This window comes from Thermoanaerobacter sp. CM-CNRG TB177 (genome assembly GCF_018588165.1).
GTDB lineage: Bacteria > Bacillota > Thermoanaerobacteria > Thermoanaerobacterales > Thermoanaerobacteraceae > Thermoanaerobacter > Thermoanaerobacter thermocopriae.
The window spans coordinates 1-24,172 of the sequence record NZ_JAFCAC010000016.1 but is presented as its reverse complement, the minus strand read 5'-3'; the positions used below and the strand labels follow the sequence as shown (position 1 = coordinate 24,172).

The window sequence follows — 24,172 nt, the reverse complement described above, 5'->3', positions numbered from 1 at the left end:
CAAACGAAAGAAGGTGTTTAAATGAAGCCTTATGAGCATGGTGGAAATGTTTATGATTATGAAGGAGAAATAATTGATTTTAGTTCAAATATAAATCCTCTTGGGGTTCCGGAATGGATTTTTGATATTATCAAAAAAGTTGATTTAACGAAATATCCGGATATAAAATATCGAAAACTTAAAGAGGCTGTTTCACAGTATGTGGGGTATTCGCAAGAAAATATAATTGTTGGGAATGGGGCGACAGAGCTCATACATCTTTTTGTAAGAGCATTTAAGGTGAAAAGACCCCTCATTCCGTCTCCTGCTTTTTTGGAATATGAAAGGGCAGTCCACATAAACGGTGGTGAACCGATATATTTCAGGCTGGAAGAAGACTATGGATTTAAAATGAATCTCGCAAAGCTTCTTTCACAAATGGAAGAGGCTGATTCTTTAATCATTGGGAATCCTAACAATCCTACAGGACAAGCCATAATTAGAGAGGAAATAGGAATTTTATTAAAAAAAGCGGAGATTTTGAATATACCTGTCATGATAGATGAAGCTTTTATTGAATTTATGAAAGACTATAAAAATTATGAAGCTTTACCTCTTGTAAAAAAGCATGATAAATTGTTTGTTGTAAGAGCTGTCACAAAATTTTTTGGCATGCCGGGAATAAGGTTAGGATATGGAATTGCAAATTCTTCTTTAATACAAAAACTAGAAGAGTACAAAGAACCTTGGACAGTAAATGCTTTTGCAGATGCTGTGGGGAGAGAAATATTTAAAGATGAAGCTTATATAGAAAAAACAAGGGAATATGTAAATAAAGAAATAGAGTATATGCTTTATACTTTAAGAGAAATTGATTATTTAGTTGCTTTTGATACAAAAGTAAATTTTATATTGTTAAAGTTAAGAACAGGAAGGGTAAATGACCTTAAACAAATACTTCTAAAAAAAGGAATTCTCATAAGAGATGCTTCTAATTTTAGATATCTGGACAAAAGCTTTTTTAGAGTTGCTATAAAAAGACATGAAGACAATGAAAAATTGATACAGGCTTTGAAAGAAATAGATATAAAAGACTTGGTAGAAGATAAAGAAAGGGTTGTAATATAAATGAGCCTTGTTATGATCACAGGTGGTGTACGGTCTGGCAAAAGTGAATTTGCTGAAAAATTGGCTTTAGAAAAAGGAGGAAACAGTGTCCTTTATATAGCTACTTCTATTCCTTTTGACGAAGAAATGAAGGAAAGGGTCAAAAGGCATAAAGAGAGAAGGCCACCTTTTTGGCAGACAAAAGAAGTCTACAAAAATTTATATGACGTAATATCAAAAAGCAATGCCAAAGTCGCATTGATTGACTGCCTTACAGTTATGATTACAAACCTATTAATGGAAGTTGACTTAACATGGGAGAATGCAGGAATGGATGAGATTGATAATATAGAAAATCAGATTGCCGATGAAGTGGGTGAAATATTGACCGCTAAGAAGGAGTTTAAAGGAGATATAATTCTCGTGACAAATGAAGTGGGAATGGGATTAGTGCCCGAGTACAAACTGGGCAGGATATTTAGAGATATAGCAGGCAGGATGAATAAAAAAGTGGCAGATGCTGCAGATGAAGTTTATTTAATGGTTTCAGGAATACCTCTTAAAATAAAGGGATGATTGAAAGGGATGCAATATCCTTATGGAAGAAATTAAAAGATTGGTACTTGCGATGCAATTTATGACGCGCCTTCCTATACCAATAGAAATTGATGCTGAAAAAAGTGAGTTTTATAAAATAGCATCTTATTTTCCAATAGTCGGAATTGTTATAGGAGGTATCCTCTCACTTCTTTATATTGCTTTAAAGAATTTCTTTTCCCGGGAAATTGTAATGACTTTTATTGTAGCTTTTTCTTATGTTTTAACAGGAGCAATGCATATTGACGGGCTTGCGGATACTTTTGATGGCCTTTTTAGCAATAAGGATAAAGAGAGAATACTTGAGATAATGAGAGACTCAAGGCTTGGCACAAATGGAGTCTTAGCTTTAGTTTTTATGGTTGTTTTAAAGATATTATTTCTCACCAATATACACGAAAATATTACTTTAACAGCACTTTTAATTACCCCAATTATTGGGAGATTGTCCATTGTGTTTTCTATGATGATAACTAAATCTGCAAGAGGTGGAAAAGGGCTTGGAGGACTCATGCTGGGCAAAGTAGGGATAAGGGAATTTGTCATTGCTTTTGTTATTTCAATTGCTACAAGCTATTTTATACTGCCTTTAGCGGTTTTTGTAAAAATTCTTACTATATCGCTTTTTGTTACTTATATTGTATCAAAGTATATTTCGCTGAGAATAGGTGGTATGACTGGGGATACTCTCGGTGCAGTAAATGAATTGGCAGAGCTTACTGCACTCATTTGCTTTGTAAGTGTGTCATTATAAAAAGGAGAGATTTTTATGGGAAAGGGATTATTAATAATAGCACATGGAAGTCGTGTTGAAGAGACTAAAGATGTAGTTACTAAGGTCGTAGAAAAAATAAAGAACTTAAAAAATACTAAAAATGTAAAAGCAGGTTTTATGGAATTTAATGAGCCTGATATATCTACTTCCATAAGAGAATTTGTCGAAGAAGGAATTTACGATATCATAGCAGTTCCTATGTTTTTATTTGAAGGAAACCATGTGTTACATGATATACCTGAGGTTTTTGGAAAAGAAAAAGAAAAATATCCGGGTTTAAAGATTAAGTTTGCAAAGTCTATAGGGTATGATGACAGGATCGTAGACATAATACTTGAAAGAGCAAAAGAGGTAGAATAAAAGTTTGCCTTATGGGGAAGGGTTGTTTTATATGAATTATATAACTGACCCTAAAGAGATTGAGAAGAGAAGTTTTGAAATAATAAGTAAAAATATTGACGAGATGAAGTTTGAAAAAAGAGAACTTATGATTGTAAAAAGGGTAATTCATGCGACGGCAGACTTTGATTTTGCTCACATAATAAAAATCTCTGATGGAGCAATAGATGCAGGTTTAAAAGCCTTAAAAGAGGGATGTACAATTGTTACAGATACAAAAATGGCTGAAGCGGGAATAAACAAAAAGGCTTTAAAATCTATAGGAGCAAGTGTCAAATGTTACATTGACATGCCACAAGTAGAGGAGCTTTCAAAAACGTACGCCATTACAAGGTCAATGGCATCAATGGTTATAGCCTCAAAAGATGGAAGAAACAAGATATTTGCCATTGGCAATGCTCCAACAGCCCTTTTTAAGCTTTGTGAACTCGTAAATTCCCGTGAAGTAATGCCTTATTTGATAATTGGCGTTCCTGTCGGTTTTGTTGGAGCAGAAGAAGCAAAAGAAGAAGTGAAAAAACTTGGAGTGCCCTACATAATAACGGAAGGAAGAAAAGGTGGAAGTACAATAGCGGCAGCTATAGTCAATGCTCTTTTGTACATGATGGGTGATTAATACAAAAGACAGGCGCAAAAGTGGGGGGAATTATGGAAGTGTATACAATTAAAGAAGGTAAAAAGCTGAGATACGGGTATACTACTGGCTCCTGTGCGGCTGCTGCCTCAAAAGCGGCTACCTACATGCTTTTTACAGGGGAGAAAATAGACACAGTAGAGATAGATACACCAAAGGGGTGGCACCTTATACTTGATGTTTTAGATGTGACGTCAGGAGAAGGGTGGGTAAAATGTGGCATAAGAAAAGACGGCGGTGATGACCCTGATGCAACTCACGGGCTTATAATATATTCAAAAGTGGAATTAAAAGAGGGAGAAGGAATTGACGTTTACGGAGGAGAAGGAGTAGGAGTTGTCACAAAACCGGGGCTATCCGTAAACCCTGGAAAGCCTGCTATTAATCCTGTTCCAATGTCCATGATTTTAAATGAAGTCAAAAAAGTACTGCCGGAAGGGAAAGGTGTAAAAATTACCATAAGCGTGCCAGGTGGTGAAAAGGTGGCTTTAAAAACTTTTAATCCGCGGCTTGGAATAGTTGGAGGAATATCAATACTTGGTACCTCAGGAATTGTAGAGCCTATGTCGGAGGAAGCTTTAAAAGCTTCTCTTGAGTTAGAACTTTCTATTCTTTCTGCGGAGGGACATAAAAAGGTAGTTTTTGCTCCAGGAAATTACGGCAAAGATTATGCTATGAAAGAAGGCCTTGAAGAAAGGCTTATCATATCTTATTGGAATTTCTTAGGATTTATGCTGGAAAAAGCAGTAGAGTACGGCTTTGCACATGTGGTGTTGGCAGGGCATATAGGTAAACTCGTAAAAGTAGCAGCAGGGATATTTAATACCCACAGCCATGTTGCAGATGCAAGAGCAGAAATAATGGCGGCTTATGCGGCCCATTTTGGTGCAGATAAAAAGACTGTTGACAAAGTTCTGGATTCAAATACAACTGAAGAAGCCCTTGATATAATAGAAAAGGCGGGAGTCAATATAAAAGACTTTAGTCAGTTTATCGCTGACAGGGTCTACATGAAATGTAAGCAGTATGTTTATGATAAATTAAATATCGAAGTTCACCTCATTTCATTGAAAAGAGGCATTATTGCAAAAGCAGGAGAGAAAGTAGAATGGTGACGATTGTGGGAATAGGGCCGGGAAACAAGAAATTCATTACCCCCTATGCACTTGAAAAAATAAAAAAAGCGGATGTGCTAGTGGGAGGCAGGCGCCATCTCAAGGAATTTGAAGATATTGATTGCGAAAAGATTGTGATAAATGCTTCAACAGATTACCAAAGTATACTAAGCAGAGAAGGCAATATTGTCATTTTAGCATCGGGAGAACCTTCTTTGTATGGCATAACCGAAGTAATTTTAAAATATGTGGACAAAAGCCAATTAGAAATAATTCCAGGCATAAGCTCAATACAATACATGTGTGCAAAACTTAAAATAACAATGAATGATTTGACAGTGGTAAGCTTGCACGGACGCAGTGAGGATTTGGTAAAAAAAGTAAAAGAAAACAAAAAAGTCGCTGTTTTTACTGATAACACACATACACCACAATTTATTGCAGCCTTATTGAAAGAGGGAAATTTGCATGACAGAAAAATACACGTTGGTGAAAATCTGTCTTATGACATCGAGAGGATTTACTCTTTTACAGTAGAGGAACTTTTAAACTGTAATAAAAAATTTGATTTAAATGTAGTGGTGATAACATGTGGCAATACATGACACCGGGAATTCCTGATGAATATTTTATAAGAGGCAGTGTACCTATGACAAAAGAAGAGGTACGGACTTTGTCAATATCTAAGTTGAGGCTTAAAGAAGATAGTGTAATATGGGACATTGGCGCAGGTACAGGTTCTATTTCTATTGAGGCTGCTTTAATATCAAAAAAAGGTGTTGTTTATTCTATAGAAAAAGAAGAAGAAGGAATAAAACTTATAAATGAAAATATCAAAAGATTTAATGTAGAAAATATTGTTGTGGTGGCTGGTGAAGCGCCTGATGCCCTTTTAGATTTGCCATCTCCTGACAGGATATTTATTGGAGGTACAGGGGATAAAATGTATCAAATATTTGACATTGCTACAACTAAATTAAAGGAGGAAGGGGTAGTTGTAGTAAACGGGATTACACTTGATACAGCATATTCAGCTAATCATTATTTTAAACAAAAAGGATATAGGGTTGAAACGATATGTGTAAATATTTCAGTTTCAAAAGAAGCAGGAAATAAAACGATGATGAAAGCTAGAAATCCTGTTTACATAATAACGGCGAAAAGAGAGGGATAGAATGGCAAAATTATACGGCATAGGAGTAGGACCGGGGGAGGAAAGCCTTATTACTTTAAAAGCTGTAAAAATACTTCAAAAGGTAGATGTGGTGATAGCGCCCACAAGCAAAGGAGAAGGAAGTATTGCTTATGAGATTGCAAAGCCTTATATAAAAGGCGATGTAGTATTTATGGAATTTCCCATGACCTACTCAAAAGAAGACCTCAAAACAAAGTGGGAAGAAAATGTTAAAAAAATCAAAGAGTTGCTTGATGAGGGGAAAGACGTAGCTTTTATAACAATAGGAGACCCCATGATTTACAGTACCTACATATACATTTTAAAAGGAATTGAGGATTACGAAGTAGAGACGATTCCTGGAATTACCTCCTATAGTGCAGCCGCCTCAAGGTTAAATATCCCAATTGCGGAGGGAAACGAGACTTTTGCAGTGATTTCATCAGGAGATGTGACGGAAATTTCAAAAGCTCTTGATATGTTTGATAACGTGGTATTAATGAAAATTTCGAGAAGATACGAGGAAATAGTAAATCTTCTAAAAGAAAAAAGCTTCAAAGGATACCTTGTGATAAAGTGCGGCCATAAAGAGGAAAAAATATCCTACGACCTTGATAGATATATAGGGAAAAAGATAGATTATTTGTCACTCATTATTGCAAAGAAGGTGAAGTAGCTGTGGTTTATTTTATTGGTGCAGGACCAGGAGACCCTGAACTTATAACATTAAAGGGGATGAAAATAATACAGGCTTGTGATGTCATCATATACGCAGGGTCACTTGTCAATAAAGAGATATTGAAATACGCAAAACCAGAGGCTGAAATTTACGATAGCGCTTTAATGAATCTTGATGAAATAATTGAGCTTATGGTAAAATTTTATAATGAGGGGAAAGATGTAGCGAGAATACACACAGGAGATCCTGCTATTTACGGTGCCATACATGAACAGATTGTGAGGCTGGAAGAAGAAAATATAGATTATGAAGTAATTCCCGGTGTTAGTTCTTTTTTGGCAGCAGCGGCAGTTTTGAAAAAAGAGCTGACGATTCCTGAAATAACCCAGACGGTTATTATAACACGAATAGGCGGAAGGACAAAAGTGCCTCCAAAAGAAGACTTAAAAGATTTATCCCGCCACAAAGCTACAATGGCGATATTTTTAAGCGTGCAGGACATTGACAAAGTTGTTTTAGAGTTGAAAGAGGGTTATGAAGAGACTACACCTGTAGCAGTTGTGTACAAAGCTACTTGGGGAGACCAAGTGATTGTTACAGGTACTCTCAATGACATTTCACAAAAGGTCAAATCAAAGGGAATAAATAAAACAGCTATGATACTTGTAGGAGATTTTTTAAAAGATGTAAAGTCTTATTCAAAGCTTTATGATAGGGAATTTTCTCATAGCTTCAGGAAGAAGGAAGATTTATGAGAATAGCGATAATCGCTCTTACAAAAAACGCATCAAAGTTGGCGAATGAGATTGGCACAAAATTAAAAGGGGATGTGTATGTAAAAGAAAAATACACAACCCCTGAAGGCTATGCAATAGAAGGAGATTTTATAGAATTTGTCCATAAAATATTCAGAGAATATCAAGGGTTGGTCTTTGTAATGGCTACAGGGATTGTGGTAAGGGCAATTGCAGGGGTTGTGAAGGATAAATTTACTGACCCTGCTGTTGTGGTAGTAGACGAAAAAGGGAAGTTTGCCATAAGCCTTTTGTCCGGACATGTGGGAGGTGCAAACAGACTTGCGCTCAAAGTGGCTTCTATAATTGGAGCGCAGCCTGTCATAACAACTGCAACAGATGTAGAGGGAGTCATATCCCTTGACGTTATTGCTAAGGACTACGGGTACCAAATTGAAAATAAAGAAGATTTAAAAAAGGTTAGCGCTGCCTTTGTAAATGGAGAAAATGTACGTTTTATTCTTGATGAAGATGCAGAGAAAATACCTTTGCTAAAAGATTATGTAAAAAACAGAGATGACCGTCAAGTTGACGCTTTTGTTTACATAACTGACAAAGAAATAAAAAAACCGTTAGAAAAACCTTATGTCATATTAAGGCCTAAAAATATAGTTATTGGCTTAGGATGCAAAAAAGGAATAGCTTTTGAGGATTTGTTTCTCTTTGTCAGTGAAACCTTTAAGAAGTTAAATTTAAGCTTAAAAAGCATCAAGTCAATTGCTACTATAAATATAAAAAAAGAAGAAAAAGGGATACAGCAGTTGGCAAAATTTTTGAAAGTTCCTCTTGTGTTTTACACAAAAGAAGATTTAAAAAAAGTAGAAGACAAATTCCCTATCTCGGATTTTGTTTTTCATACCGTGGGAGTTGGAAGTGTTGCAAGGCCTTCTGCTTATTTAGCTAGTAGTGGTGGCAAAGAGATAGCATATCTTAAGAAAAATGGGATGATACTTGCCATATATAAGAAAGAAGGATTGACATGGGATGGATTAAAGTCGTGGGGATAGGTCCCGGTGATATAAATGACATGACTCTTAAAGCCTACAATGTCTTAAAAGAATGTGATGTAGTCGTAGGATATACTACTTATATAAACCTTATTAAACCTTTAATTAAGGACAAAGAGGTAATTTCGTTAGGGATGAGAAAAGAAATTGACAGGGCTAAAAAAGCTGTGGAGTTAGCTTTACAAAGTAAAAATGTGTGCATTGTGTCAAGTGGTGATGCAGGCATATATGGCATGGCAGGGCTTATGTATGAGGTTGTCCATAAAGAAAACATAGATTTAAAAATAGAAGTAATACCAGGAGTAACTGCTCTAAATGCTGCGGCAGCTATACTGGGAGCACCTGTAATGCAGGATTTTGCAGCTATAAGTCTTTCAGACCACTTGGTATCTTGGCAGGTGATAGAAAAAAGATTGGCTCTTTCAGCACAAGCTGATTTTGTAATTGTCCTTTACAACCCTAAGAGCAAAGAAAGGCCGGAAAATCTTATGAAAGCCCAGAAAATTATTATGAAATACAAAAAAGAGGATATCCCTGTAGGAATAGTAAAAAATGCTTCAAGAGAGGGACAACAAGTGATAATCACCACTTTAAAAGAAATGGCAAATTATGAAATTGACATGAGGACGATTGTAATAATAGGGAATGAAAGTACTTATGTAGAAAATGGCAAAATGGTAACGCCGAGGGGATATGTACTGTGATACTGGTTTTGGCAGGTACAAAAGACGGAAGGGAGATTGCAGAAAGATTAAAGTTTAAAGGTTTTGAGGTTATAGCAAGTACAGTGACAGATTATGGTGCAAGTCTTTTTAGTGAGGGAATTAAAGTTCACAAAGAGGCAATGGATGAACTAAGCCTCGTTAATTTTATTTATAAAAACAATATAGACATTGTAGTTGACGCAACTCATCCTTTTGCAAAAGATGTAAGCATAAATGCTATAAATGCCTGTAACAAAACTGGTATCAAGTATATAAGGTATGAAAGAGAAAGTCTATATTACTACAATGCCATTGTAGTTAAAAGTTTTGAAGAGGCAGCAGAAGAATGTAAAAAATACGACAGCATTTTTTTGACTGTAGGTAGTAAAAACCTCGAAAAATTTAGGGTTCTCTGGGAAATAGGAAAAAAGGTGACGGCAAGAGTGCTTCCTTTAAGTAACGTCATAAAAAAGTGTGAAGATTTAGGATTAAAACCCAAAGATATAATAGCGATGGAGGGCCCTTTTACCAAAGATCTTAATTATCAAATGTTTAAAGAAAGAAATGCGGAAGTGGTTGTGACAAAAGATAGTGGTATTGTGGGAGGAGTATTAGAAAAATTTGAAGCTGCTAAAATGCTAGGTATTCCTGTAATTTTAATAAAAAGACCTGATATAAATTATCCTATTGTAGTAACAGACGTTGATAGTCTCATAAATGAGGTGACAAAAAGTGGACATAAATAATATTAAGATGGTGGGAGTAGATAAGGATACTCCTTTAGAATTGAGAGAAAAAGTTTCTTTTAAAGATATTGGAGAGGCATTAATAAAATTAAAAGAGTTGGGACTGGAGGAGGTTGTAATACTTTCCACCTGTCACAGAAGTGAAATTTACTTCTATTCACAAAAAATATCCACGGATGAAGTAAAAGATTTTTTCATAAATTACTTTGGCTTAAAAGAAGATTTCATAAAATATTTAAGGCAAATTTATGGACTTGATGCAGTGGAACACATTTTTAGAGTTGCCTGTGGACTTGAATCTATGGTAGTAGGTGAAGACCAAATATTGTCACAGGTGAAGGAGGCTATAGATACCGCACAGACTTTCAACTCTTCCGGAAAGATACTTTTTAAACTCTTTAGGGATGCAGTAACTCTTGGGAAAAAAGCTCGTACAGATACGGGTATAAAAGATCTGGCTTTGTCTATAAGCTATATTGCAGTTAAATTTGTTCAAGAAGTATTTGAGGATATAAAAGGCAAAAAGGCTTTTGTGATAGGTCTTGGCGAGATGGGGCAAAATGCTATGAAAAATCTTTTAGATAAAGGTGCTGATGTATTTGTTACAAACAGGACTTTTTCAAAAGCTATTGAATTAAAGGAGCAAATTCCACAGATAAATATTGTACCTTATGAAGAGAAGTACCTGCACATTGCCAGTAGTGATATTGTGATAAGTGCCACAAATGCTCCTCATTATACGATAAGTTATGAAAAGTTTAAAGAAGTTTACAATGGAAGAAAAATTTGTATGGTAGATATAGCTCTTCCTAGGGATATAGACCCAAGAATTGGACAAATAGAAGGGATAAGTCTTTATACTATTGACGATCTAAAAAAGACAGCGGAGGAAAACAAAAAAGAGAGGCTTTTACTCATTCCCGTTATTGAAAAAATGGTGAAAGAGGAAGTGGATAAATTTGAAAAATGGTACAAAACACTTGAAATAGAGCCTTATATAAAAGAAGTAAGTAGATATGCCAATGAAGTTTATAACACAGAATTTCAAAGAATTGTAAATAAATTGACTGACGTATCTGAAAAAGACAAGGAAAATATAAAAATCGCTTTAAAAAGAGTTGCAAATAAAATGGCTAATAAAATGATAACATACCTTAAAGAAAATGCATATTAGAATCTGGAGGGAAAGATGAAAAAAGTTATAAAAGTCGGCACAAGGTCAAGTGAATTGGCTTTAGTGCAAACTCAAATGGTTATAAATGAAATAAAAAAGTTTAGGCAGGATTTTGAATTTGAAATAGTAAAGATAACCACACAGGGGGATGCATTAATTGACAAACCTGTTAGTGAAATAGGGGGAAAAGGGGTTTTTGTAAAAGAAATAGAAAGTGCATTGCTCAAAGGCGAAATTGACATGGCAGTCCACAGCATGAAGGACATGCCTTATGAAATACCTAAAGGGCTTAAACTCATGGCAGTTTTAAAAAGAGAAGACCCAAAGGATGTGTTTGTTTCAAGAGATGGTACGCAATTTATGGATTTAAAAGAAGGGGCTAAAATTGGGACCAGCAGTTTAAGAAGGCAAGTGCAGCTTAAAGCTTTAAAGCCAGACATACAGATTGTTCCAATAAGAGGTAATGTGAGGACGAGGCTCAAAAAAATGGAAGAACTAAACCTTGACGGCATTGTTTTGTCAGCGGCGGGTTTGCACAGGTTAGGATTTGAGAATGTTATTACTGAGTATTTTCCACCTGATGTAGTTGTACCAGCACCTTGTCAGGGAATTCTTGCAGTAGAAATTGCAGAAAGTTTTGATAATATATTTCAAGAGTTTTATTCCTACATTGTTGATAGAAGAACATTTTTTGAGGCTTCTGTTGAAAGGGAACTTCTAAAAGCCTTTGGAGTTAATTGTAGACAGCCTTTTGGTGCCTATGCCCAATACAGAAAAGAGAAAGACGAAGAGAAAATAAACATAAAAGTTGTTTATCAAAAAGAGGATAAACTTTTAAAAAGTGAAGTGACTGGCTTAATTGAAGAAACCGATAAAATGATAGAAAAGCTTATTGAAGAATTTGGAGGTATATGATGTCAGGGATTGTATATTTGATCGGAGCAGGACCTGGAGATATTGGGCTTTTAACATTGAGAGCAGTTGAACTAATAAAAAATGCAGATGTGTTGGTGTATGATAGGCTCATTAATGAAGATATTTTAAAAATGGCAAAAAAGGATGCAGAGCTTATTGATGTTGGAAAGTTTCCGGATAATCACAAAGTACCTCAAAGTAAAATAAACGAAATAATTGCGAAAAAGGCCCTTTCTGGCAAGAAAGTAGCCAGAATTAAAGGAGGAGACCCATTTGTATTCGGAAGAGGTGGCGAAGAGGCTGAATACCTTTCACAAAAAAGAATACCTTATGAGGTAGTGCCAGGCATAACATCTGCAGTGGCTGTCCTATCCTATGCAGGAATTCCTGTAACTCATAGAGATTTAAGCTCTTCATTTCATGTAATAACGGGTCATGAACGGGAAGGAAAAGATAAAAACCTCGATTGGGAGGTCATATCAAAACTCGAGGGGACACTTGTATTTCTCATGGGGATAAAAAATATAGAAAAAATTGTGCAAAAACTTCTCAATTACGGCAAAAACCCTAATACACCAGCAACAGTAGTAATGGAAGGTACTACTCCAAAGCAAAAAGTTGTAACTGGGAAACTAATCGACATTCCAAGACTTGTACAAAAAGAAGGAATAAAAAGTCCGGGAGTTTTTGCTGTAGGAGATGTTGTAACATTAAGGAATAGATTAAAATGGTACGAAAACAAAAAGCTTTTTGGAAAAAGGATTTTGCTTACAAGGACCTATGAACAGTCACAGCAGATGAAAAAAATTTTGAGCGAAGAGGGAGCAGATGTTGTTGTTTGTCCTACTATTAAAATCACGCCGTTTTTAGATAATATAGTAAAGTTTTTGGAAGAAATACATAAATTCGATTATGCTGTATTTACAAGTGTAAATGGCGTTTGGAGTTTTATTGAAGCTTCCCGAGAAAAAAGGTTTGATTTAAGAAATTTAAGTATTAAAGTAGTAGCGATAGGGAGTAAGACTGCGGAAGCTTTAGAAAATATTTTTATATATCCAGATATAATTCCTGAGGAATACACTTCATACTCTTTGGCAAATGCACTTAAAAAACATGTTGAAGGAAAAAACATAGCGCTTTTGACTTCTCAGATAGGTGGGGATATATTGCTGGAAAGTCTAGGAAATTGTGCTAACGTACAAAAAATTGTTGCATATAAAAATGAACCAAATTATGAAATAAAGGGAAATCTCATAAGTGAACTCCGCAAAGGAGTAGATATTGCTGTATTTACAAGCTCCTCGACTTTTAATTATATGCATCAATTAATAGGAGAGGAAATAAATCATCTAAAAAACTCTAAAATAGCTGCAATAGGACCTGTAACAAAGAAAGCTATAGAGGATAAAGGATTTAATGTAGACATAATGCCAAGTGAATACACAACGGAAAAACTTATTGAAGAAATATTAAAAAACCATCAGAATCTATAAACGGGAGATGAGATCAAATGGATTTGGTAAAAAGGCCAAGAAGGCTTAGGATGAACAGCATTTTAAGGGAGATGATACGAGAAACTTCTTTAGATGTAGGTGACCTTATATATCCTCTTTTTGTTGTGCCAGGAGATAATATAAAAGAAGAGATAGATTCAATGCCAGGTGTTTATCATTTTTCTATAAATTTGCTTGTAGAAGAAGTTAAAGAAGTGCGTGACCTTGGAATTCCTGCTATTTTACTTTTTGGTGTGCCTTCATATAAAGATGAATTGGGGTCAGAGGCTTACAGCGAGGAAGGTATTGTTCAAAAAGCCGTAAGAGAAATAAAAGAAAAAGTGCCAGAAATTGTGGTAATAACAGATGTGTGTATGTGTGGGTATACAATTCATGGACACTGTGGCATTGTTGAAAATGGCCAAGTTCTAAATGACAAAACAGTAGACTACATTGCTAAAATAGCATTGTCCCATGTTGAGGCAGGGGCAGATATTGTAGCGCCTTCTGACATGATGGATGGAAGAGTAGCTGCCATAAGAAAGCTTTTAGATAGTAAAGGATTTGTAAATACACCTATTATGGCTTACAGTGCTAAATACGCTTCCTCTTTTTATGGACCTTTTAGAGAAGCAGCAAATTCTTTCCCACAATTTGGCGACAGAAAGTCTTATCAAATGGACTATGGAAATTCCAATGAAGCTTTAAGAGAAATAGCTCTTGACATTGAAGAAGGAGCAGATATTGTCATGGTAAAACCTGCACTTTCTTATCTTGATATTATAAGGCGGGTAAAGGATAATTTCAACATTCCTATTGCTGCTTATAATGTAAGTGGAGAATATTCAATGGTAAAGGCGGCAGCTAAGATGGGTTGGATTGATGAAAAATCGGTAGTCTTAGAAATACTCACTTCAATTAAAAGGGCAGGGGCAGACATAGTTATAACCTACTTTGCAAAGGATGTTGCAAAATGGCTTATTACCCTATAATGCTTAATATAAAAAACAAAAAATGCCTTGTTGTAGGTGGTGGAAAAGTTGCTCTTAGAAAAATTTTATCTCTTGTTGAAGGAGAAGCTTTAGTTACTGCCATTTCTCCTTCTTTTGATGAAGGAATAATTGAGCTTGCAGCAAAAGGAAAAGTGGAACTTATAAGGCGTGAGTATCAACAAGGGGATGTAAGGGGATTTTGTGTTGCGATTGCTGCTACAGATGATGAGAAGGTAAATAAACTTGTGGCGTCAGATGGAGAAAAATACAATGTGCTTGTAAATGTGGTTGATGATAAAGACCTTTCTTCTTTTATTGTACCTGCCATTGTAAAAAGGGGAGACTTAATTATTTCTATATCTACAAGTGGCAAAAGTCCACTTCTTTCGAGAATGATAAAAGAAAAATTGGAGTCAATTTTCAATGATGACTATGAAAAACTATTACAAAAACTATATCAGAAGAGGATGGAATTAAAGGAAAAAGATTTTGCTGAAGAAGAGAAAATGGCTATTTACAGAAAAATTATTGAGAAAAGCGGGCTGTTAAAATAATTCTACGTTAAGCCTTGAGAAATGTTTTTTATCAAAAGTAAATACTTTTTTGTTTCCTGAATTTATTGCATGGGCAGCTATATATGCATCAATAAAATCAACATTATTTTCTCTATAGCTGTTTAGAGATAGAATTAATGTGTCCCGCTCTTCTGCTTCCACAGCTTCAGAACATATAAAGGCAATAAGCGTATCAGATATTTGATCCTTTGATATCTTGTAGAAAGACTCAAGTGTCCATACTACTTCTGCAATAGTGAGAGGAGATACGAGAAGTTTTAATTCTCCGCTGTCCGCTTTTTTCATAATTTCATACGCTTTTGCATAAAATTCTTCATTGTCCTTTAAAAGGTATCTCAAAATGACATTGGCATCAATCCATATTTTCTCCATTGTTATTTCTCCTTACTCTTTTATTTACCCAAATTTCTTTTGTATTTTCTGTTTCTTCATCAATGCTTTTGAATTTTACTTGAGATTTTAACGTTCCACCTAATTGAGAAAGCTTTTTCTTTTTTATTAATTTCAACACTACTTCTTTGTTGTCTTGTACTATAAAGATGACGTTATCTCCTATATCAGCACCAATAGCTTTTCTGATTTCTGCAGGCAATTGAATTTGCCCTTTGCCTGTAATTGTAGACGTAGCATGTATCATTTTTTCACCTCCACACATCTTTTACTTAGATTATAATACATGATTTATTATTTTTCAATTACTTATGATTTATTCATGAAATTTAAACAGAGAATGATAAAAATTTAGGAAGAGGTGATTCTGTGAAAACTGATAAATCGCAAAAGCTTTTTGAAAAAGCTAAAAAACTTATGCCAGGTGGTGTTAATAGCCCTGTAAGAGCTTTTAAATCAGTAGGAGCTACTCCTGTTTTTATAAAAAAGGGAGAGGGAAGTCATATTTGGGATGAAGATGGCAATGAATACATAGACTATGTTCTTTCATGGGGACCGCTAATACTTGGGCATTCACATCCACGGGTGGTAGAAGCTATTAAAAAGCAGGCGCAACTGGGTACCAGTTTTGGAGCCTGCACAGAGTTAGAAGTTAAGATGGCGGAAAAAGTAGTTGAAGCTGTTCCCTCTGTAGAAGTTGTTAGAATGGTAAATTCAGGAACAGAAGCCACTATGAGTGCTATAAGGCTTGCAAGGGGGTATACGGGCAGAGACATCATTGTAAAATTTGAAGGATGTTATCACGGGCATTCTGACAGCCTGCTTATAAAAGCAGGGTCAGGTGCACTTACTTTTGGGGCACCTGATTCGAAAGGTGTGACAAAGGAGGTAGCGAAAGATACGATTATAGCGAGATACAATGACATCAATATGGTAGAAAATATTTTTAAAGCTTATGGGGAAAATATTGCTGCTGTCATTGTAGAGCCTGTTGCTGGGAATATGGGTACTGTTTTACCTGAGGAAAATTTTTTAAAAGGATTAAGAGAGATTACTACAAAGTATGGTGCACTTTTAATTTTTGATGAAGTGATGACAGGCTTTAGAGTGTCTTATTCGGGGGCACAAGGATTTTACAATGTTATGCCTGACATTACCACACTTGGTAAAATTATTGGTGGAGGTCTTCCTGTTGGTGCCTATGGAGGAAGAGAAGAGATTATGAGAATGGTTTCTCCTGATGGACCGGTGTATCAAGCAGGGACTTTGTCTGGTAACCCTCTTGCAATGGCAGCAGGATTTGAGACTTTAAAAATTTTATCTGAGGATCCGACCCTTTATGAAGAATTAGATAAAAAAGCAGAAAAACTATGTAATGGGTTAAAAGAGAGCATGGTTCAAAATGGAATTGATGTTACAATAAATAGAATAGGCAGCATGATGTGTATGTTTTTTAATAAAGAGAGTGTGCATGACTATGATTCTGCACTAAAATCGAATACTACTTTATACGCTAAATATTTTAGAGAGATGCTTAAAAGAGGAATATACATGCCGCCTTCACAATTTGAAACCTTCTTTTTGTCAACTGCTCACACAGATGATGACATTGAAAAAACGATTGAAACAAGTTTTGAAGTGGCGAAAATTATAAGTCAGCAATTAGAATAAAGGCATTTCGGTTTGTGCAAAATGTCAAACTGAATGAGTTATCTACAAAATCTTAGCACAGATAGAATTCTTGCCTTTTATTGACGACCTATTTATAAAATGATATCCTTTATTTAAAGGAAGAATTGAATAACATGCAAATACAGGTGCCCAATTTTGGAATCAAAATTGGGTTAAAAGGGAAGCAGGTGAAAATCCTGCACGGTCCCGCCACTGTGATGGTGAGCTCTTTACATTATGCCACTGTCTGTCACTCAGCGGAGCACGAATTTAACAAATTATATTTCGTATAAAAACATGCTCCGCTGAGTGACGGATGGGAAGGCGTAAAGAGCGATGAACCTAAGTCAGGAGACCTGCCTGTATTTGTGACACACTTACTCTACGGTCGATAGAGGGGGTGTTATAAAGGGATAAGTATGTGTTTTTTTACCTCTTAACGCCGTTGGTAAGTTAAGAGGTTTTATTTTTACTTAAATTTTACAAAAAGAGGTGTGTGTGATGAAAAGGTGTATGTTGCTTGTAGCATTTGCATTATTTTTGATAGCTCCACAAATTGCATATTCAATGCATATAATGGAAGGTTTCCTTCCTCTTAAATGGTGTATAATATGGAATATAGTTTCTTTACCTTTTGTGGTTATAGGACTTATAGCGATAAACAAAAAAGTAAAGGAGAATCCAAAACTTAAGATGCTTTTAGGTTTTGCAGGTGCTTTTGCATTTGTTCTTTCAGCACTTAAAATCCCTTCAGTTACAGGAAGTTGTTCGCATCCAACCGGTGTAGGACTTGGAGCTATACTCTTTGGACCTTTTGCTATGAGCGTTTTAGGCCTTATAGTCCTTTTGTTTCAGGCATTACTTTTGGCTCATGGCGGCATAACTACTTTGGGCGCTAATACATTTTCCATGGCCATAGTGGGGCCAATTGCTTCCTATTATATATTTAAAGGGGTAAAAAAAGCAGGTAGTCCAAATTGGCTTGCAGTATTTTTAGCTGCTTCAATTGGGGATTTGCTTACATATGTGACTACCTCTTTCCAACTTGCTATTGCTTTTCCTGCTGAAGTAGGCGGCTTTACAGCCTCATTTTTAAAATTCATGGGAATATTTGCAGTGACACAGGTACCTTTGGCGATAAGTGAGGGGCTTTTAACTGTGCTTGTAATCAATATGCTAACTGCTTACAGTAAAGAAGAACTCATTGAACTTAAGGTTTTAGAGAAAGAAGGTAAGGCAATATGAAAGATAAAAAGTTTTTAATGAAGAATTTGATATTAGGATTGTTGGTTATTTTACTGGTGGTGTTTCCACTTGTTTCTATTAAAAATGCTGAATTTGCTGGTGCGGATGACAGGGCGACAGAAGCTATTGCTCAGGTAGACAAAAATTACAAGCCATGGTTTAAACCAATTTGGGAACCACCAAGTGGAGAAATTGAAAGCCTTTTGTTTGCCTTACAGGCTGCGACTGGTGCAGGCTTTTTGGGATATTATATAGGTGTTGCGAAGGGGAGAAAAAATGCTAATAGATAGTTATGCTTATACCAACAGGATGTACAATGTACATCCTGTTGAAAAACTTTTATTTGCTTTTTTGACTATGATTTTATGCTTTGAATTTGATGCCTATACAAATATTGCAGTAATTATTTTGATATTTGTGATAACTGTATTTAAAGCGAAAATTCCAGCAAAAGTGTACATTAAGCTTATGTTAATTCCCTTTTCTTTTTTGATAATAAGCATAATAACACTTATCATAAATGTGATAGGAAATAAAAGTGCTGCATTAATAAGCTTTAATATTTTTGGGGTAACTTTAGGAATTACTGCACAAGGCATTAATACTGCTGTTATTTTATTCTTTAGAGCTTTAGCAATAGTGTCTTGCTTGTATTTTCTCGTACTTACTACTCCTGTAGTTGATATTATAAATATCTTAAAGAAATTGAAAATTCCATCACTGTTTTTAGAGTTACTTCAATTAATTTATAGGTTTATATTTGTTTTAATGCAAGCTGCTGATGAGATCTATATATCTCAGGATTCAAGGTTGGGATATGCCACATTAAAAAATGGCTATAGGTCTTTAGGACTTTTGATATCTTCTCTTTTTATTAAGTCCTACAAAAATTCAGAGGATTTATATGTAGCTTTAGAGGCAAGAGGCTATAATGGAGAGATAAAAGTCCTCAGCAAAGATTACAAATTTTGTTATAAAAATATAATATTTATTGTTTTGATAGAACTAATTTTAATAAGTGCATCAATGCTTTTAAGAAGGTGAACTATGAAAGAGCAATTTATATTAGAAGCGATAGATATTACTTTTGAGTACAGTGACGGCACAAAAGCTTTGAACGAAGTAAATATGTCGATAGAGGAAGGTAAAAAGATTGCAGTTTTAGGTCCAAACGGTGCAGGCAAGACAACACTGTTTTTGCACTTTAATGGGATTTTGAAACCCAAATCAGGGAAAATATTATACAAAGGTGAAGAGATAAATTACAGGCATAGCGAACTTGTAAAACTTAGAAAGAACGTTGGTATTGTTTTTCAAAATCCTGACATACAGCTTTTCTCTGCCAGTGTATACCAAGAAATTTCTTTTGGCCCTATGAACTTAGGTTATCCAGAAAATATAGTAAAAGAGAAAGTTGAAAACGCCATGAAAGAAACGAGAATTATTGGTTTAAAAGACAAGCCCACTCATTTTTTAAGCTATGGACAGAAAAAAAGCGTCTCAATAGCTGATATTATAGTTATGGAGCCTGAAGTTATTATATTGGATGAGCCAACAGTTTATTTAGATCCTAAGCATGTTCAAGAGGTTATGGGTTTATTTGACAAATTGGTTGAAGAGGGAAAGACAATTATTTTATCAACTCATGATGTGGACTTTGCTTATTCATGGGCTGACTATATATATGTCATGAGGAAGGGAAAAGTTGTTGCAAAAGGCGAACCCACAGTTGTTTTTGCTAATGCAAAAGAACTTGATCGAAGTGATTTGAAAAAACCTATGCTTTTAGAGATATATGAAATTTTAAAAGAAAAAGGAATTATAAGTGGAAGCAATATACCAAAAAATATAGAGGAATTAAAGAAGTATATAAAATAGAAAAAAGCTGCTGAAAACTCAGCAGCTTTTTTCTATTTTATTTTCTTTTTGTCCTGAAGAGCTGTAAAATATCCAACGAGAGCACTGCCATCTTCCATTGACACGGGATGGGTAGCGCCTATTCTCTACTACTAGGGGCATTACAGCAACATTTGGTGAAAGTGTTATAAAAGTGCCGACAGAGCTCCCTCACGCTCCTATCTGGGAAGACTCATACTACTTTTATATTATTTCCTCCAAATTCTTTTTAATTTCAAGGAGGAAACTTTCTGTATTTACAACAATTTTATTTGGCAAATCAGAGAGAGCTGCTAAATCTTTTGTCATTATACCTTTTTCAATTGTTTGAAGAGATGCTTTTTCAAGTTTATCTGCAAAATCTACAAGGGAATCTATTCCGTCAAGTTCTCCTCTCTTTTTCAAAGCACCTGTCCATGCGAAAATTGTAGCAATAGAATTTGTAGAAGTTTCTTCTCCTTTAAGGTATTTATAATAATGCCTTGTCACTGTTCCATGAGCTGCTTCAAATTCGTATTTACCATCAGGAGATACCAGTACAGAAGTCATCATGGCGAGGCTTCCAAATGCTGTTGCTACCATATCTGACATCACATCGCCGTCATAATTTTTGCATGCCCAAATCATTCCGCCTTCAGAGCGTATAATGCGAGCTACTGCATCGTCAATGAGGGTGTAAAAATATTCAATCCCTGCTTCTTCGAACTTTTCTTTATATTCATTTTCATATATTTCCTGGAATATGTCTTTAAATCTGTGGTCATAAGTTTTTGATATGGTATCTTTGGTTGCGAACCACAAGTCCTGCTTTGTATCAAGGGCGTAATTAAAACATGCTTTTGCAAAACTCTTTATCGATTCATCAGTGTTGTGCATACCAAGAATGACGCCAGGACCTTCAAATTCATGTATTGTCTGCCTTGATACTTCACCTGTTTCAGAGGTAAAAACAAGTTCTGCTTTCCCTCTATTTTCAATCCGATATTCTACATCTTTATAGATATCTCCATATGCATGCCTTGCAATTGTAATGGGTTTTTTCCATGTTTTTACAAGCGGTTTAATGCTGCTTACAATAATAGGTGCACGAAAAACTGTGCCGTCAAGTATTGCTCTGATTGTACCATTGGGACTTTTCCACATTTTTTTAAGATGGTATTCTTCAACTCTCTGGGCGTTTGGGGTGATTGTTGCACATTTTACTCCCACACCGTATTTTTTGATAGCATATGCTGCATCAATTGTAACTTGGTCCTCTGTTTCATCTCTGTTTTTAATTCCAAGGTCATAATATTCTGTTTTAAGGTCTATATAAGGCTCAAGCAGGATTTCTTTTATCAATTTCCATATGATTCTTGTCATTTCATCCCCGTCCATCTCAACAAGGGGCACTTTCATTTGAATTTTTCCTATCATTTTTTTCTCTCCTTTGTATAACAATAAATTTTTTAAAATTTACTGTTGCGAATTTTTATCATAACTTGATTTTATTATATAGAATATGAGGCTTTTTTGCAATATCTATTAATTGAGCTTTCACAACTTGGCCTAAATACAGTAGTTATTTATTATAAAACGCCAAGTAGAAATTTAAGTCCAATTTGCTAAATGGTTATGGCTTTATATTTGTAGACGATGAAATTGCAAGAATAGTGAATACCTCAATAAGCAATGTAAAATATTGCAAGAAAAAAATTTTCAGTGTATTGGGTGCAAATAACATAAAAGATTGTATATATAAGGATAGAAAAAGGTAATTCTGTAAGAGTCGAAATCAGGGATAAAAGTACAGGCGAGCTTTTAGAGGCATATGGAGAAAAAGTTGAATCAGTTGATACAGCTAAATCAAAAAACGAAATTTCAATTCAATCTATTACACCTTATACAACTACAATACATACAATTTACAAAGAACGCACTGATGGACCTGCAGTGTCAAGACTATACACAGTTTTAAGCGTATATACTACTGGATCTTTTAGGCAAATAAATAGTGTTTTAGAAACTTATTGGACTGAGGAAAGTAGTGGAACTTGGGAATTAGATAATACTCATGCTGTAACAATTTCTACTTCTGGCAGTTTTCCCACAACAGAAATAGAAACAAGTGGGACTGCCACAATTAAGGTAACAACAACTGAATCTACAACAGGAAGCTTTTCAATTGATTTTTTAAAGGGCGCTGGATTTAGTATTTCATCTACACAGGGCAGTACATTTTATTTAGGAAAAAGTATATCGCTGGGATATCGTTACAGCCTATATTAATAGTAGAATAATTAAAGAGGAAGGTTCTACTTGAACCTTCCTAGGTATTATTTTTATAAATAAAAAATGAAAGGTGATAATAATTATGTCTCAAGGATACTATTTTAATATTATTGGAAGTGCAATTCAATTTTTAGATAGTCATCTTTCTCGAAAGTTAGATTATTTAAGCTCACATATTACTCGAATTGGTGAGATTCTTACAATGACAAATTGGCTTTTGTTCCTACTTTTTATAGTTTTATGTATTAATACTTTTATAAATTGGAAAAGGTATAAAAATGGTAAGTGAAAAAAATTAGACAAAGACAAGGGGACAGGAACTTGTCCGAAAAATAATAAAGTTGGAAAATGAACAAACATTTAACAGTAAGTTGTTTAATAGTATGATATAATACAATAAAGTATGCAATTTTTGAGAAAAGGTATGAAATGCTAAGTATAGCAAAGGAACAATATAAATGATATTTTAAGTTACATATGATGGTACAATTGTAAATATGTTCATTTTAGCTTTCTATTCCAGGGACGATTTAAAAATGAAGCGAAAAAAATGAAGTTCCGGACAGGTCACTGTCCCTATGTCTGTATGTCTGTAGTTGCTATAACTGTAATGCCTATGGTGATTCTAAAATAAATATTTTGTTTATTTTATAGTAGGCTGAAAAGCATTTTAAAAGATGTGAGTTTATGCATCTAAAAAAGATATTTTATAATTATCTATTTAAATTTGGTTGGCTCTTGCCAATTTTAACACTGGCTATCAATATTTCTGTATATAAATATTTACCTGATAATATAGCATTACAAAAAGATGCATTTGGCAATATAAACTATTGGATAAATAAATTAGAATTTATATTTTTTATCCCTGTATTACAGCTTTTTGCTTATATTGCGGTTAAATATCCTCAAGCAAAAAGGAAAAAACAAATTTTTCATGGCGTTTTTGATATTGGAGGAGGCATTATTCTACTATTTCTTGATATTTTTTTAATTTACCTTTTTATAAAACAAAGTAGTGTTTGAAAATTTTCAGCCAACTCTCAAGATTCTTTTTAAGATTTCAAAGGATATTAACATTCAAGATAAAAACTAACACCCTTTTTGCAAGGGTGAATTTTTTTTATTTTTTATTCTTTCTAGCTTTTTAAATAATAAATGGCAATCTGTGTTTTGTGGGAAAGCCCTCTTTTATTTAGAATGGAGCCGATTAAAGAAGATTATTTGCAATCTTTTTGGCAATCTATTGAATAAAATTAAATAATAAAAATAGGCAATTTTTACAATTACCAATTGTAAGATATTAGGCAAAAAATGCATTTTCGTTCTCCAAAATGACACTATCGTTCCAAATTTCACAAATTTTGCTCTAAATATTGTAAACTCATAAGAGCTTTTCATATGAGTGTAGAAGAGGATTGGGTAAAAGGTGAGTATCTATTTTTGCTTACTGACATTGAAGGATATTTGTTGGATGTAAAATGCAATACAAAAGAGAAAAAGTGTATAAAAGATTCCGGCTTTGAACCGGGGGTATCCTTTAGAGAAGAAAGTTGTGGGACAAATGCAATTTCAATGGCAATGCGATTAAAGAGGATAGTGTATGTAAGACCTCAGGAGCACTACTGTGACATATTCAAAAAATGGCATTGCATTGCTTCACCTATAATAGTAGAAAATGGGGAAATAGTAGGCTATGTGGATATATCAACTATTGATAAAAAAATTGCAGATGAAATATCAATGGTAATAAAACTGCTAGTTGAGAAAATAGCAATTGAATATGAAAAGACATTGAAAGAAAAAGAGCTAAATGAGATAAAGATAAAATTAAATGACA

The 24,172-nt window shown here is 34.6% G+C and carries 28 protein-coding genes, 1 pseudogene and 1 riboswitch; of the genes and pseudogenes, 26 read left to right on the top strand and 3 right to left on the bottom strand.

All coding sequences use genetic code 11. The features are described 5' to 3' along the window. Positions 1–21: 21 nt before the first annotated feature. The 18 genes from cobD to I4N53_RS00920 are packed head-to-tail and all read left to right on the top strand — an operon-like array spanning position 22 to position 14,838. Positions 22–1,107, top strand: coding sequence for a threonine-phosphate decarboxylase CobD (cobD, locus tag I4N53_RS01005; protein WP_214495366.1), 1,086 nt, complete (start codon positions 22–24; stop codon positions 1,105–1,107). Continuing rightward, positions 1,108–1,662, top strand: a complete 555-nt coding sequence (gene cobU, locus I4N53_RS01000; protein ID WP_214495365.1) for a bifunctional adenosylcobinamide kinase/adenosylcobinamide-phosphate guanylyltransferase — start codon at positions 1,108–1,110, stop codon at positions 1,660–1,662. Positions 1,663–1,684: 22 nt separating this feature from the next. After that, positions 1,685–2,437, top strand: a complete 753-nt coding sequence (gene cobS / locus I4N53_RS00995; RefSeq protein ID WP_013149801.1) for an adenosylcobinamide-GDP ribazoletransferase — start codon at positions 1,685–1,687, stop codon at positions 2,435–2,437. 15 nt (positions 2,438–2,452) lie between these two features. Beyond that, positions 2,453–2,818 carry a sirohydrochlorin chelatase gene (locus I4N53_RS00990; protein WP_214495364.1) on the top strand — a complete coding sequence of 122 codons (366 nt, stop codon included), beginning with the start codon at positions 2,453–2,455 and terminating at the stop codon, positions 2,816–2,818. Positions 2,819–2,849: 31 nt separating this feature from the next. Next, positions 2,850–3,473, top strand: a complete 624-nt coding sequence (locus I4N53_RS00985; RefSeq protein ID WP_214495363.1) for a precorrin-8X methylmutase — start codon at positions 2,850–2,852, stop codon at positions 3,471–3,473. Positions 3,474–3,505: 32 nt separating this feature from the next. Continuing rightward, positions 3,506–4,606, top strand: a complete 1,101-nt coding sequence (gene cbiD, locus I4N53_RS00980; RefSeq protein WP_214495362.1) for a cobalt-precorrin-5B (C(1))-methyltransferase CbiD — start codon at positions 3,506–3,508, stop codon at positions 4,604–4,606. Beyond that, positions 4,600–5,211 carry a precorrin-6y C5,15-methyltransferase (decarboxylating) subunit CbiE gene (cbiE, locus tag I4N53_RS00975; RefSeq protein ID WP_214495361.1) on the top strand — a complete coding sequence of 204 codons (612 nt, stop codon included), beginning with the start codon at positions 4,600–4,602 and terminating at the stop codon, positions 5,209–5,211. The genes cbiD and cbiE overlap by 7 nt, the downstream gene beginning before the upstream one ends. Next, positions 5,208–5,780, top strand: a complete 573-nt coding sequence (gene cbiT / locus I4N53_RS00970; RefSeq protein WP_214495373.1) for a precorrin-6Y C5,15-methyltransferase (decarboxylating) subunit CbiT — start codon at positions 5,208–5,210, stop codon at positions 5,778–5,780. The genes cbiE and cbiT overlap by 4 nt, the downstream gene beginning before the upstream one ends. Position 5,781: 1 nt before the next feature. Continuing rightward, positions 5,782–6,456 carry a precorrin-2 C(20)-methyltransferase gene (gene cobI, locus I4N53_RS00965; protein ID WP_214495360.1) on the top strand — a complete coding sequence of 225 codons (675 nt, stop codon included), beginning with the start codon at positions 5,782–5,784 and terminating at the stop codon, positions 6,454–6,456. Between the two features lie 2 nt (positions 6,457–6,458). After that, positions 6,459–7,214 (top strand): precorrin-4 C(11)-methyltransferase, encoded by a 756-nt coding sequence (gene cobM, locus I4N53_RS00960; protein WP_214495359.1) that lies wholly within the window; start codon positions 6,459–6,461, stop codon positions 7,212–7,214. Further along, the gene (gene cbiG / locus I4N53_RS00955; RefSeq protein ID WP_214495358.1) at positions 7,211–8,260 is read left to right on the top strand and encodes a cobalt-precorrin 5A hydrolase; all 1,050 of its coding nucleotides are present in this window, start codon (positions 7,211–7,213) and stop codon (positions 8,258–8,260) included. Before cobM ends, cbiG begins: the two co-directional genes overlap by 4 nt. Next, the gene (cobJ, locus tag I4N53_RS00950) at positions 8,233–8,964 is read left to right on the top strand and encodes a precorrin-3B C(17)-methyltransferase (protein ID WP_214495357.1); all 732 of its coding nucleotides are present in this window, start codon (positions 8,233–8,235) and stop codon (positions 8,962–8,964) included. Before cbiG ends, cobJ begins: the two co-directional genes overlap by 28 nt. Continuing rightward, on the top strand, positions 8,961–9,710 hold the full coding sequence (cobK, locus tag I4N53_RS00945) for a precorrin-6A reductase (RefSeq protein ID WP_214495356.1): 750 nt from the start codon (positions 8,961–8,963) through the stop codon (positions 9,708–9,710). The genes cobJ and cobK overlap by 4 nt, the downstream gene beginning before the upstream one ends. Beyond that, the gene (hemA, locus tag I4N53_RS00940) at positions 9,697–10,884 is read left to right on the top strand and encodes a glutamyl-tRNA reductase (RefSeq protein WP_214495355.1); all 1,188 of its coding nucleotides are present in this window, start codon (positions 9,697–9,699) and stop codon (positions 10,882–10,884) included. Before cobK ends, hemA begins: the two co-directional genes overlap by 14 nt. Positions 10,885–10,899: 15 nt before the next feature. Then, positions 10,900–11,799: a hydroxymethylbilane synthase gene (gene hemC / locus I4N53_RS00935; protein ID WP_214495354.1), complete on the top strand. Its 900-nt coding sequence runs from the start codon at positions 10,900–10,902 to the stop codon at positions 11,797–11,799. Beyond that, complete coding sequence (gene cobA, locus I4N53_RS00930; RefSeq protein ID WP_214495353.1) at positions 11,799–13,292, top strand: uroporphyrinogen-III C-methyltransferase; 1,494 nt, start codon at positions 11,799–11,801, stop codon at positions 13,290–13,292. Before hemC ends, cobA begins: the two co-directional genes overlap by 1 nt. 17 nt (positions 13,293–13,309) lie before the next feature. Next, the gene (gene hemB, locus I4N53_RS00925) at positions 13,310–14,284 is read left to right on the top strand and encodes a porphobilinogen synthase (protein WP_214495352.1); all 975 of its coding nucleotides are present in this window, start codon (positions 13,310–13,312) and stop codon (positions 14,282–14,284) included. Next, the gene (locus tag I4N53_RS00920; RefSeq protein ID WP_214495351.1) at positions 14,266–14,838 is read left to right on the top strand and encodes a bifunctional precorrin-2 dehydrogenase/sirohydrochlorin ferrochelatase; all 573 of its coding nucleotides are present in this window, start codon (positions 14,266–14,268) and stop codon (positions 14,836–14,838) included. The genes hemB and I4N53_RS00920 overlap by 19 nt, the downstream gene beginning before the upstream one ends. Here the strand turns inward: I4N53_RS00920 and I4N53_RS00915 are convergent. Next, the gene (locus tag I4N53_RS00915; RefSeq protein WP_013149817.1) at positions 14,830–15,231 is read right to left on the bottom strand and encodes a PIN domain-containing protein; all 402 of its coding nucleotides are present in this window, start codon (positions 15,229–15,231) and stop codon (positions 14,830–14,832) included. The genes I4N53_RS00920 and I4N53_RS00915 overlap by 9 nt on opposite strands. Continuing rightward, the gene (locus I4N53_RS00910) at positions 15,212–15,496 is read right to left on the bottom strand and encodes an AbrB/MazE/SpoVT family DNA-binding domain-containing protein (RefSeq protein ID WP_012994509.1); all 285 of its coding nucleotides are present in this window, start codon (positions 15,494–15,496) and stop codon (positions 15,212–15,214) included. Before I4N53_RS00910 ends, I4N53_RS00915 begins: the two co-directional genes overlap by 20 nt. Positions 15,497–15,618: 122 nt before the next feature. Between I4N53_RS00910 and hemL the strand changes: the two genes are divergently transcribed. The 5 genes from hemL to I4N53_RS00885 all read left to right on the top strand — a co-directional run bounded on the left by hemL (position 15,619) and on the right by I4N53_RS00885 (position 20,043). Then, on the top strand, positions 15,619–16,920 hold the full coding sequence (gene hemL, locus I4N53_RS00905) for a glutamate-1-semialdehyde 2,1-aminomutase (RefSeq protein WP_013149818.1): 1,302 nt from the start codon (positions 15,619–15,621) through the stop codon (positions 16,918–16,920). 127 nt (positions 16,921–17,047) lie between these two features. Beyond that, a riboswitch (cobalamin riboswitch) is annotated at positions 17,048–17,299 on the top strand. 122 nt (positions 17,300–17,421) lie between these two features. Then, on the top strand, positions 17,422–18,165 hold the full coding sequence (locus tag I4N53_RS00900; protein WP_013149819.1) for an energy-coupling factor ABC transporter permease: 744 nt from the start codon (positions 17,422–17,424) through the stop codon (positions 18,163–18,165). Further along, positions 18,162–18,455, top strand: coding sequence for an energy-coupling factor ABC transporter substrate-binding protein (locus tag I4N53_RS00895; protein ID WP_013149820.1), 294 nt, complete (start codon positions 18,162–18,164; stop codon positions 18,453–18,455). The genes I4N53_RS00900 and I4N53_RS00895 overlap by 4 nt, the downstream gene beginning before the upstream one ends. Further along, the gene (gene cbiQ / locus I4N53_RS00890; protein ID WP_012994513.1) at positions 18,442–19,209 is read left to right on the top strand and encodes a cobalt ECF transporter T component CbiQ; all 768 of its coding nucleotides are present in this window, start codon (positions 18,442–18,444) and stop codon (positions 19,207–19,209) included. Before I4N53_RS00895 ends, cbiQ begins: the two co-directional genes overlap by 14 nt. 3 nt (positions 19,210–19,212) lie before the next feature. After that, entirely contained in the window at positions 19,213–20,043 is an 831-nt protein-coding gene (locus I4N53_RS00885; protein WP_214495350.1) for an energy-coupling factor ABC transporter ATP-binding protein, read from the top strand. A 222-nt stretch (positions 20,044–20,265) separates the two neighbouring features. On the opposite strand, the gene I4N53_RS00880 is transcribed toward I4N53_RS00885, so the two are convergent. Beyond that, positions 20,266–21,477 (bottom strand): NADP-dependent isocitrate dehydrogenase, encoded by a 1,212-nt coding sequence (locus I4N53_RS00880; protein WP_214495349.1) that lies wholly within the window; start codon positions 21,475–21,477, stop codon positions 20,266–20,268. Between the two features lie 516 nt (positions 21,478–21,993). Between I4N53_RS00880 and I4N53_RS00875 the strand changes: the two genes are divergently transcribed. The 3 genes and pseudogenes from I4N53_RS00875 to I4N53_RS00865 all read left to right on the top strand — a co-directional run. Next, complete coding sequence (locus tag I4N53_RS00875) at positions 21,994–22,329, top strand: hypothetical protein (RefSeq protein ID WP_156775632.1); 336 nt, start codon at positions 21,994–21,996, stop codon at positions 22,327–22,329. Between the two features lie 690 nt (positions 22,330–23,019). Continuing rightward, the gene (locus I4N53_RS00870) at positions 23,020–23,358 is read left to right on the top strand and encodes a DUF1648 domain-containing protein (RefSeq protein WP_012994517.1); all 339 of its coding nucleotides are present in this window, start codon (positions 23,020–23,022) and stop codon (positions 23,356–23,358) included. 354 nt (positions 23,359–23,712) lie between these two features. Continuing rightward, positions 23,713–24,172 (top strand): annotated as a pseudogene (locus I4N53_RS00865) (LuxR family transcriptional regulator); the annotation flags it as partial.

Bases quoted from the DNA above. Each gene is read 5' to 3' on its own strand.
- cobD (WP_214495366.1), top strand. From the start codon at position 22: ATGAAGCCTTATGAGCATGGTGGAAATGTTTATGATTATGAAGGAGAA.
- cobU (WP_214495365.1), top strand. From the start codon at position 1,108: ATGAGCCTTGTTATGATCACAGGTGGTGTACGGTCTGGCAAAAGTGAA.
- cobS (WP_013149801.1), top strand. From the start codon at position 1,685: ATGGAAGAAATTAAAAGATTGGTACTTGCGATGCAATTTATGACGCGC.
- I4N53_RS00990 (WP_214495364.1), top strand. From the start codon at position 2,453: ATGGGAAAGGGATTATTAATAATAGCACATGGAAGTCGTGTTGAAGAG.
- I4N53_RS00985 (WP_214495363.1), top strand. From the start codon at position 2,850: ATGAATTATATAACTGACCCTAAAGAGATTGAGAAGAGAAGTTTTGAA.
- cbiD (WP_214495362.1), top strand. From the start codon at position 3,506: ATGGAAGTGTATACAATTAAAGAAGGTAAAAAGCTGAGATACGGGTAT.
- cbiE (WP_214495361.1), top strand. From the start codon at position 4,600: ATGGTGACGATTGTGGGAATAGGGCCGGGAAACAAGAAATTCATTACC.
- cbiT (WP_214495373.1), top strand. From the start codon at position 5,208: ATGACACCGGGAATTCCTGATGAATATTTTATAAGAGGCAGTGTACCT.
- cobI (WP_214495360.1), top strand. From the start codon at position 5,782: ATGGCAAAATTATACGGCATAGGAGTAGGACCGGGGGAGGAAAGCCTT.
- cbiG (WP_214495358.1), top strand. From the start codon at position 7,211: ATGAGAATAGCGATAATCGCTCTTACAAAAAACGCATCAAAGTTGGCG.
- cobJ (WP_214495357.1), top strand. From the start codon at position 8,233: ATGGGATGGATTAAAGTCGTGGGGATAGGTCCCGGTGATATAAATGAC.
- hemC (WP_214495354.1), top strand. From the start codon at position 10,900: ATGAAAAAAGTTATAAAAGTCGGCACAAGGTCAAGTGAATTGGCTTTA.
- cobA (WP_214495353.1), top strand. From the start codon at position 11,799: ATGTCAGGGATTGTATATTTGATCGGAGCAGGACCTGGAGATATTGGG.
- hemB (WP_214495352.1), top strand. From the start codon at position 13,310: ATGGATTTGGTAAAAAGGCCAAGAAGGCTTAGGATGAACAGCATTTTA.
- I4N53_RS00920 (WP_214495351.1), top strand. From the start codon at position 14,266: ATGGCTTATTACCCTATAATGCTTAATATAAAAAACAAAAAATGCCTT.
- I4N53_RS00915 (WP_013149817.1), bottom strand. From the start codon at position 15,231: ATGGAGAAAATATGGATTGATGCCAATGTCATTTTGAGATACCTTTTA.
- I4N53_RS00910 (WP_012994509.1), bottom strand. From the start codon at position 15,496: ATGATACATGCTACGTCTACAATTACAGGCAAAGGGCAAATTCAATTG.
- I4N53_RS00900 (WP_013149819.1), top strand. From the start codon at position 17,422: ATGAAAAGGTGTATGTTGCTTGTAGCATTTGCATTATTTTTGATAGCT.
- I4N53_RS00895 (WP_013149820.1), top strand. From the start codon at position 18,162: ATGAAAGATAAAAAGTTTTTAATGAAGAATTTGATATTAGGATTGTTG.
- cbiQ (WP_012994513.1), top strand. From the start codon at position 18,442: ATGCTAATAGATAGTTATGCTTATACCAACAGGATGTACAATGTACAT.
- I4N53_RS00885 (WP_214495350.1), top strand. From the start codon at position 19,213: ATGAAAGAGCAATTTATATTAGAAGCGATAGATATTACTTTTGAGTAC.
- I4N53_RS00880 (WP_214495349.1), bottom strand. From the start codon at position 21,477: ATGATAGGAAAAATTCAAATGAAAGTGCCCCTTGTTGAGATGGACGGG.
- I4N53_RS00870 (WP_012994517.1), top strand. From the start codon at position 23,020: ATGCATCTAAAAAAGATATTTTATAATTATCTATTTAAATTTGGTTGG.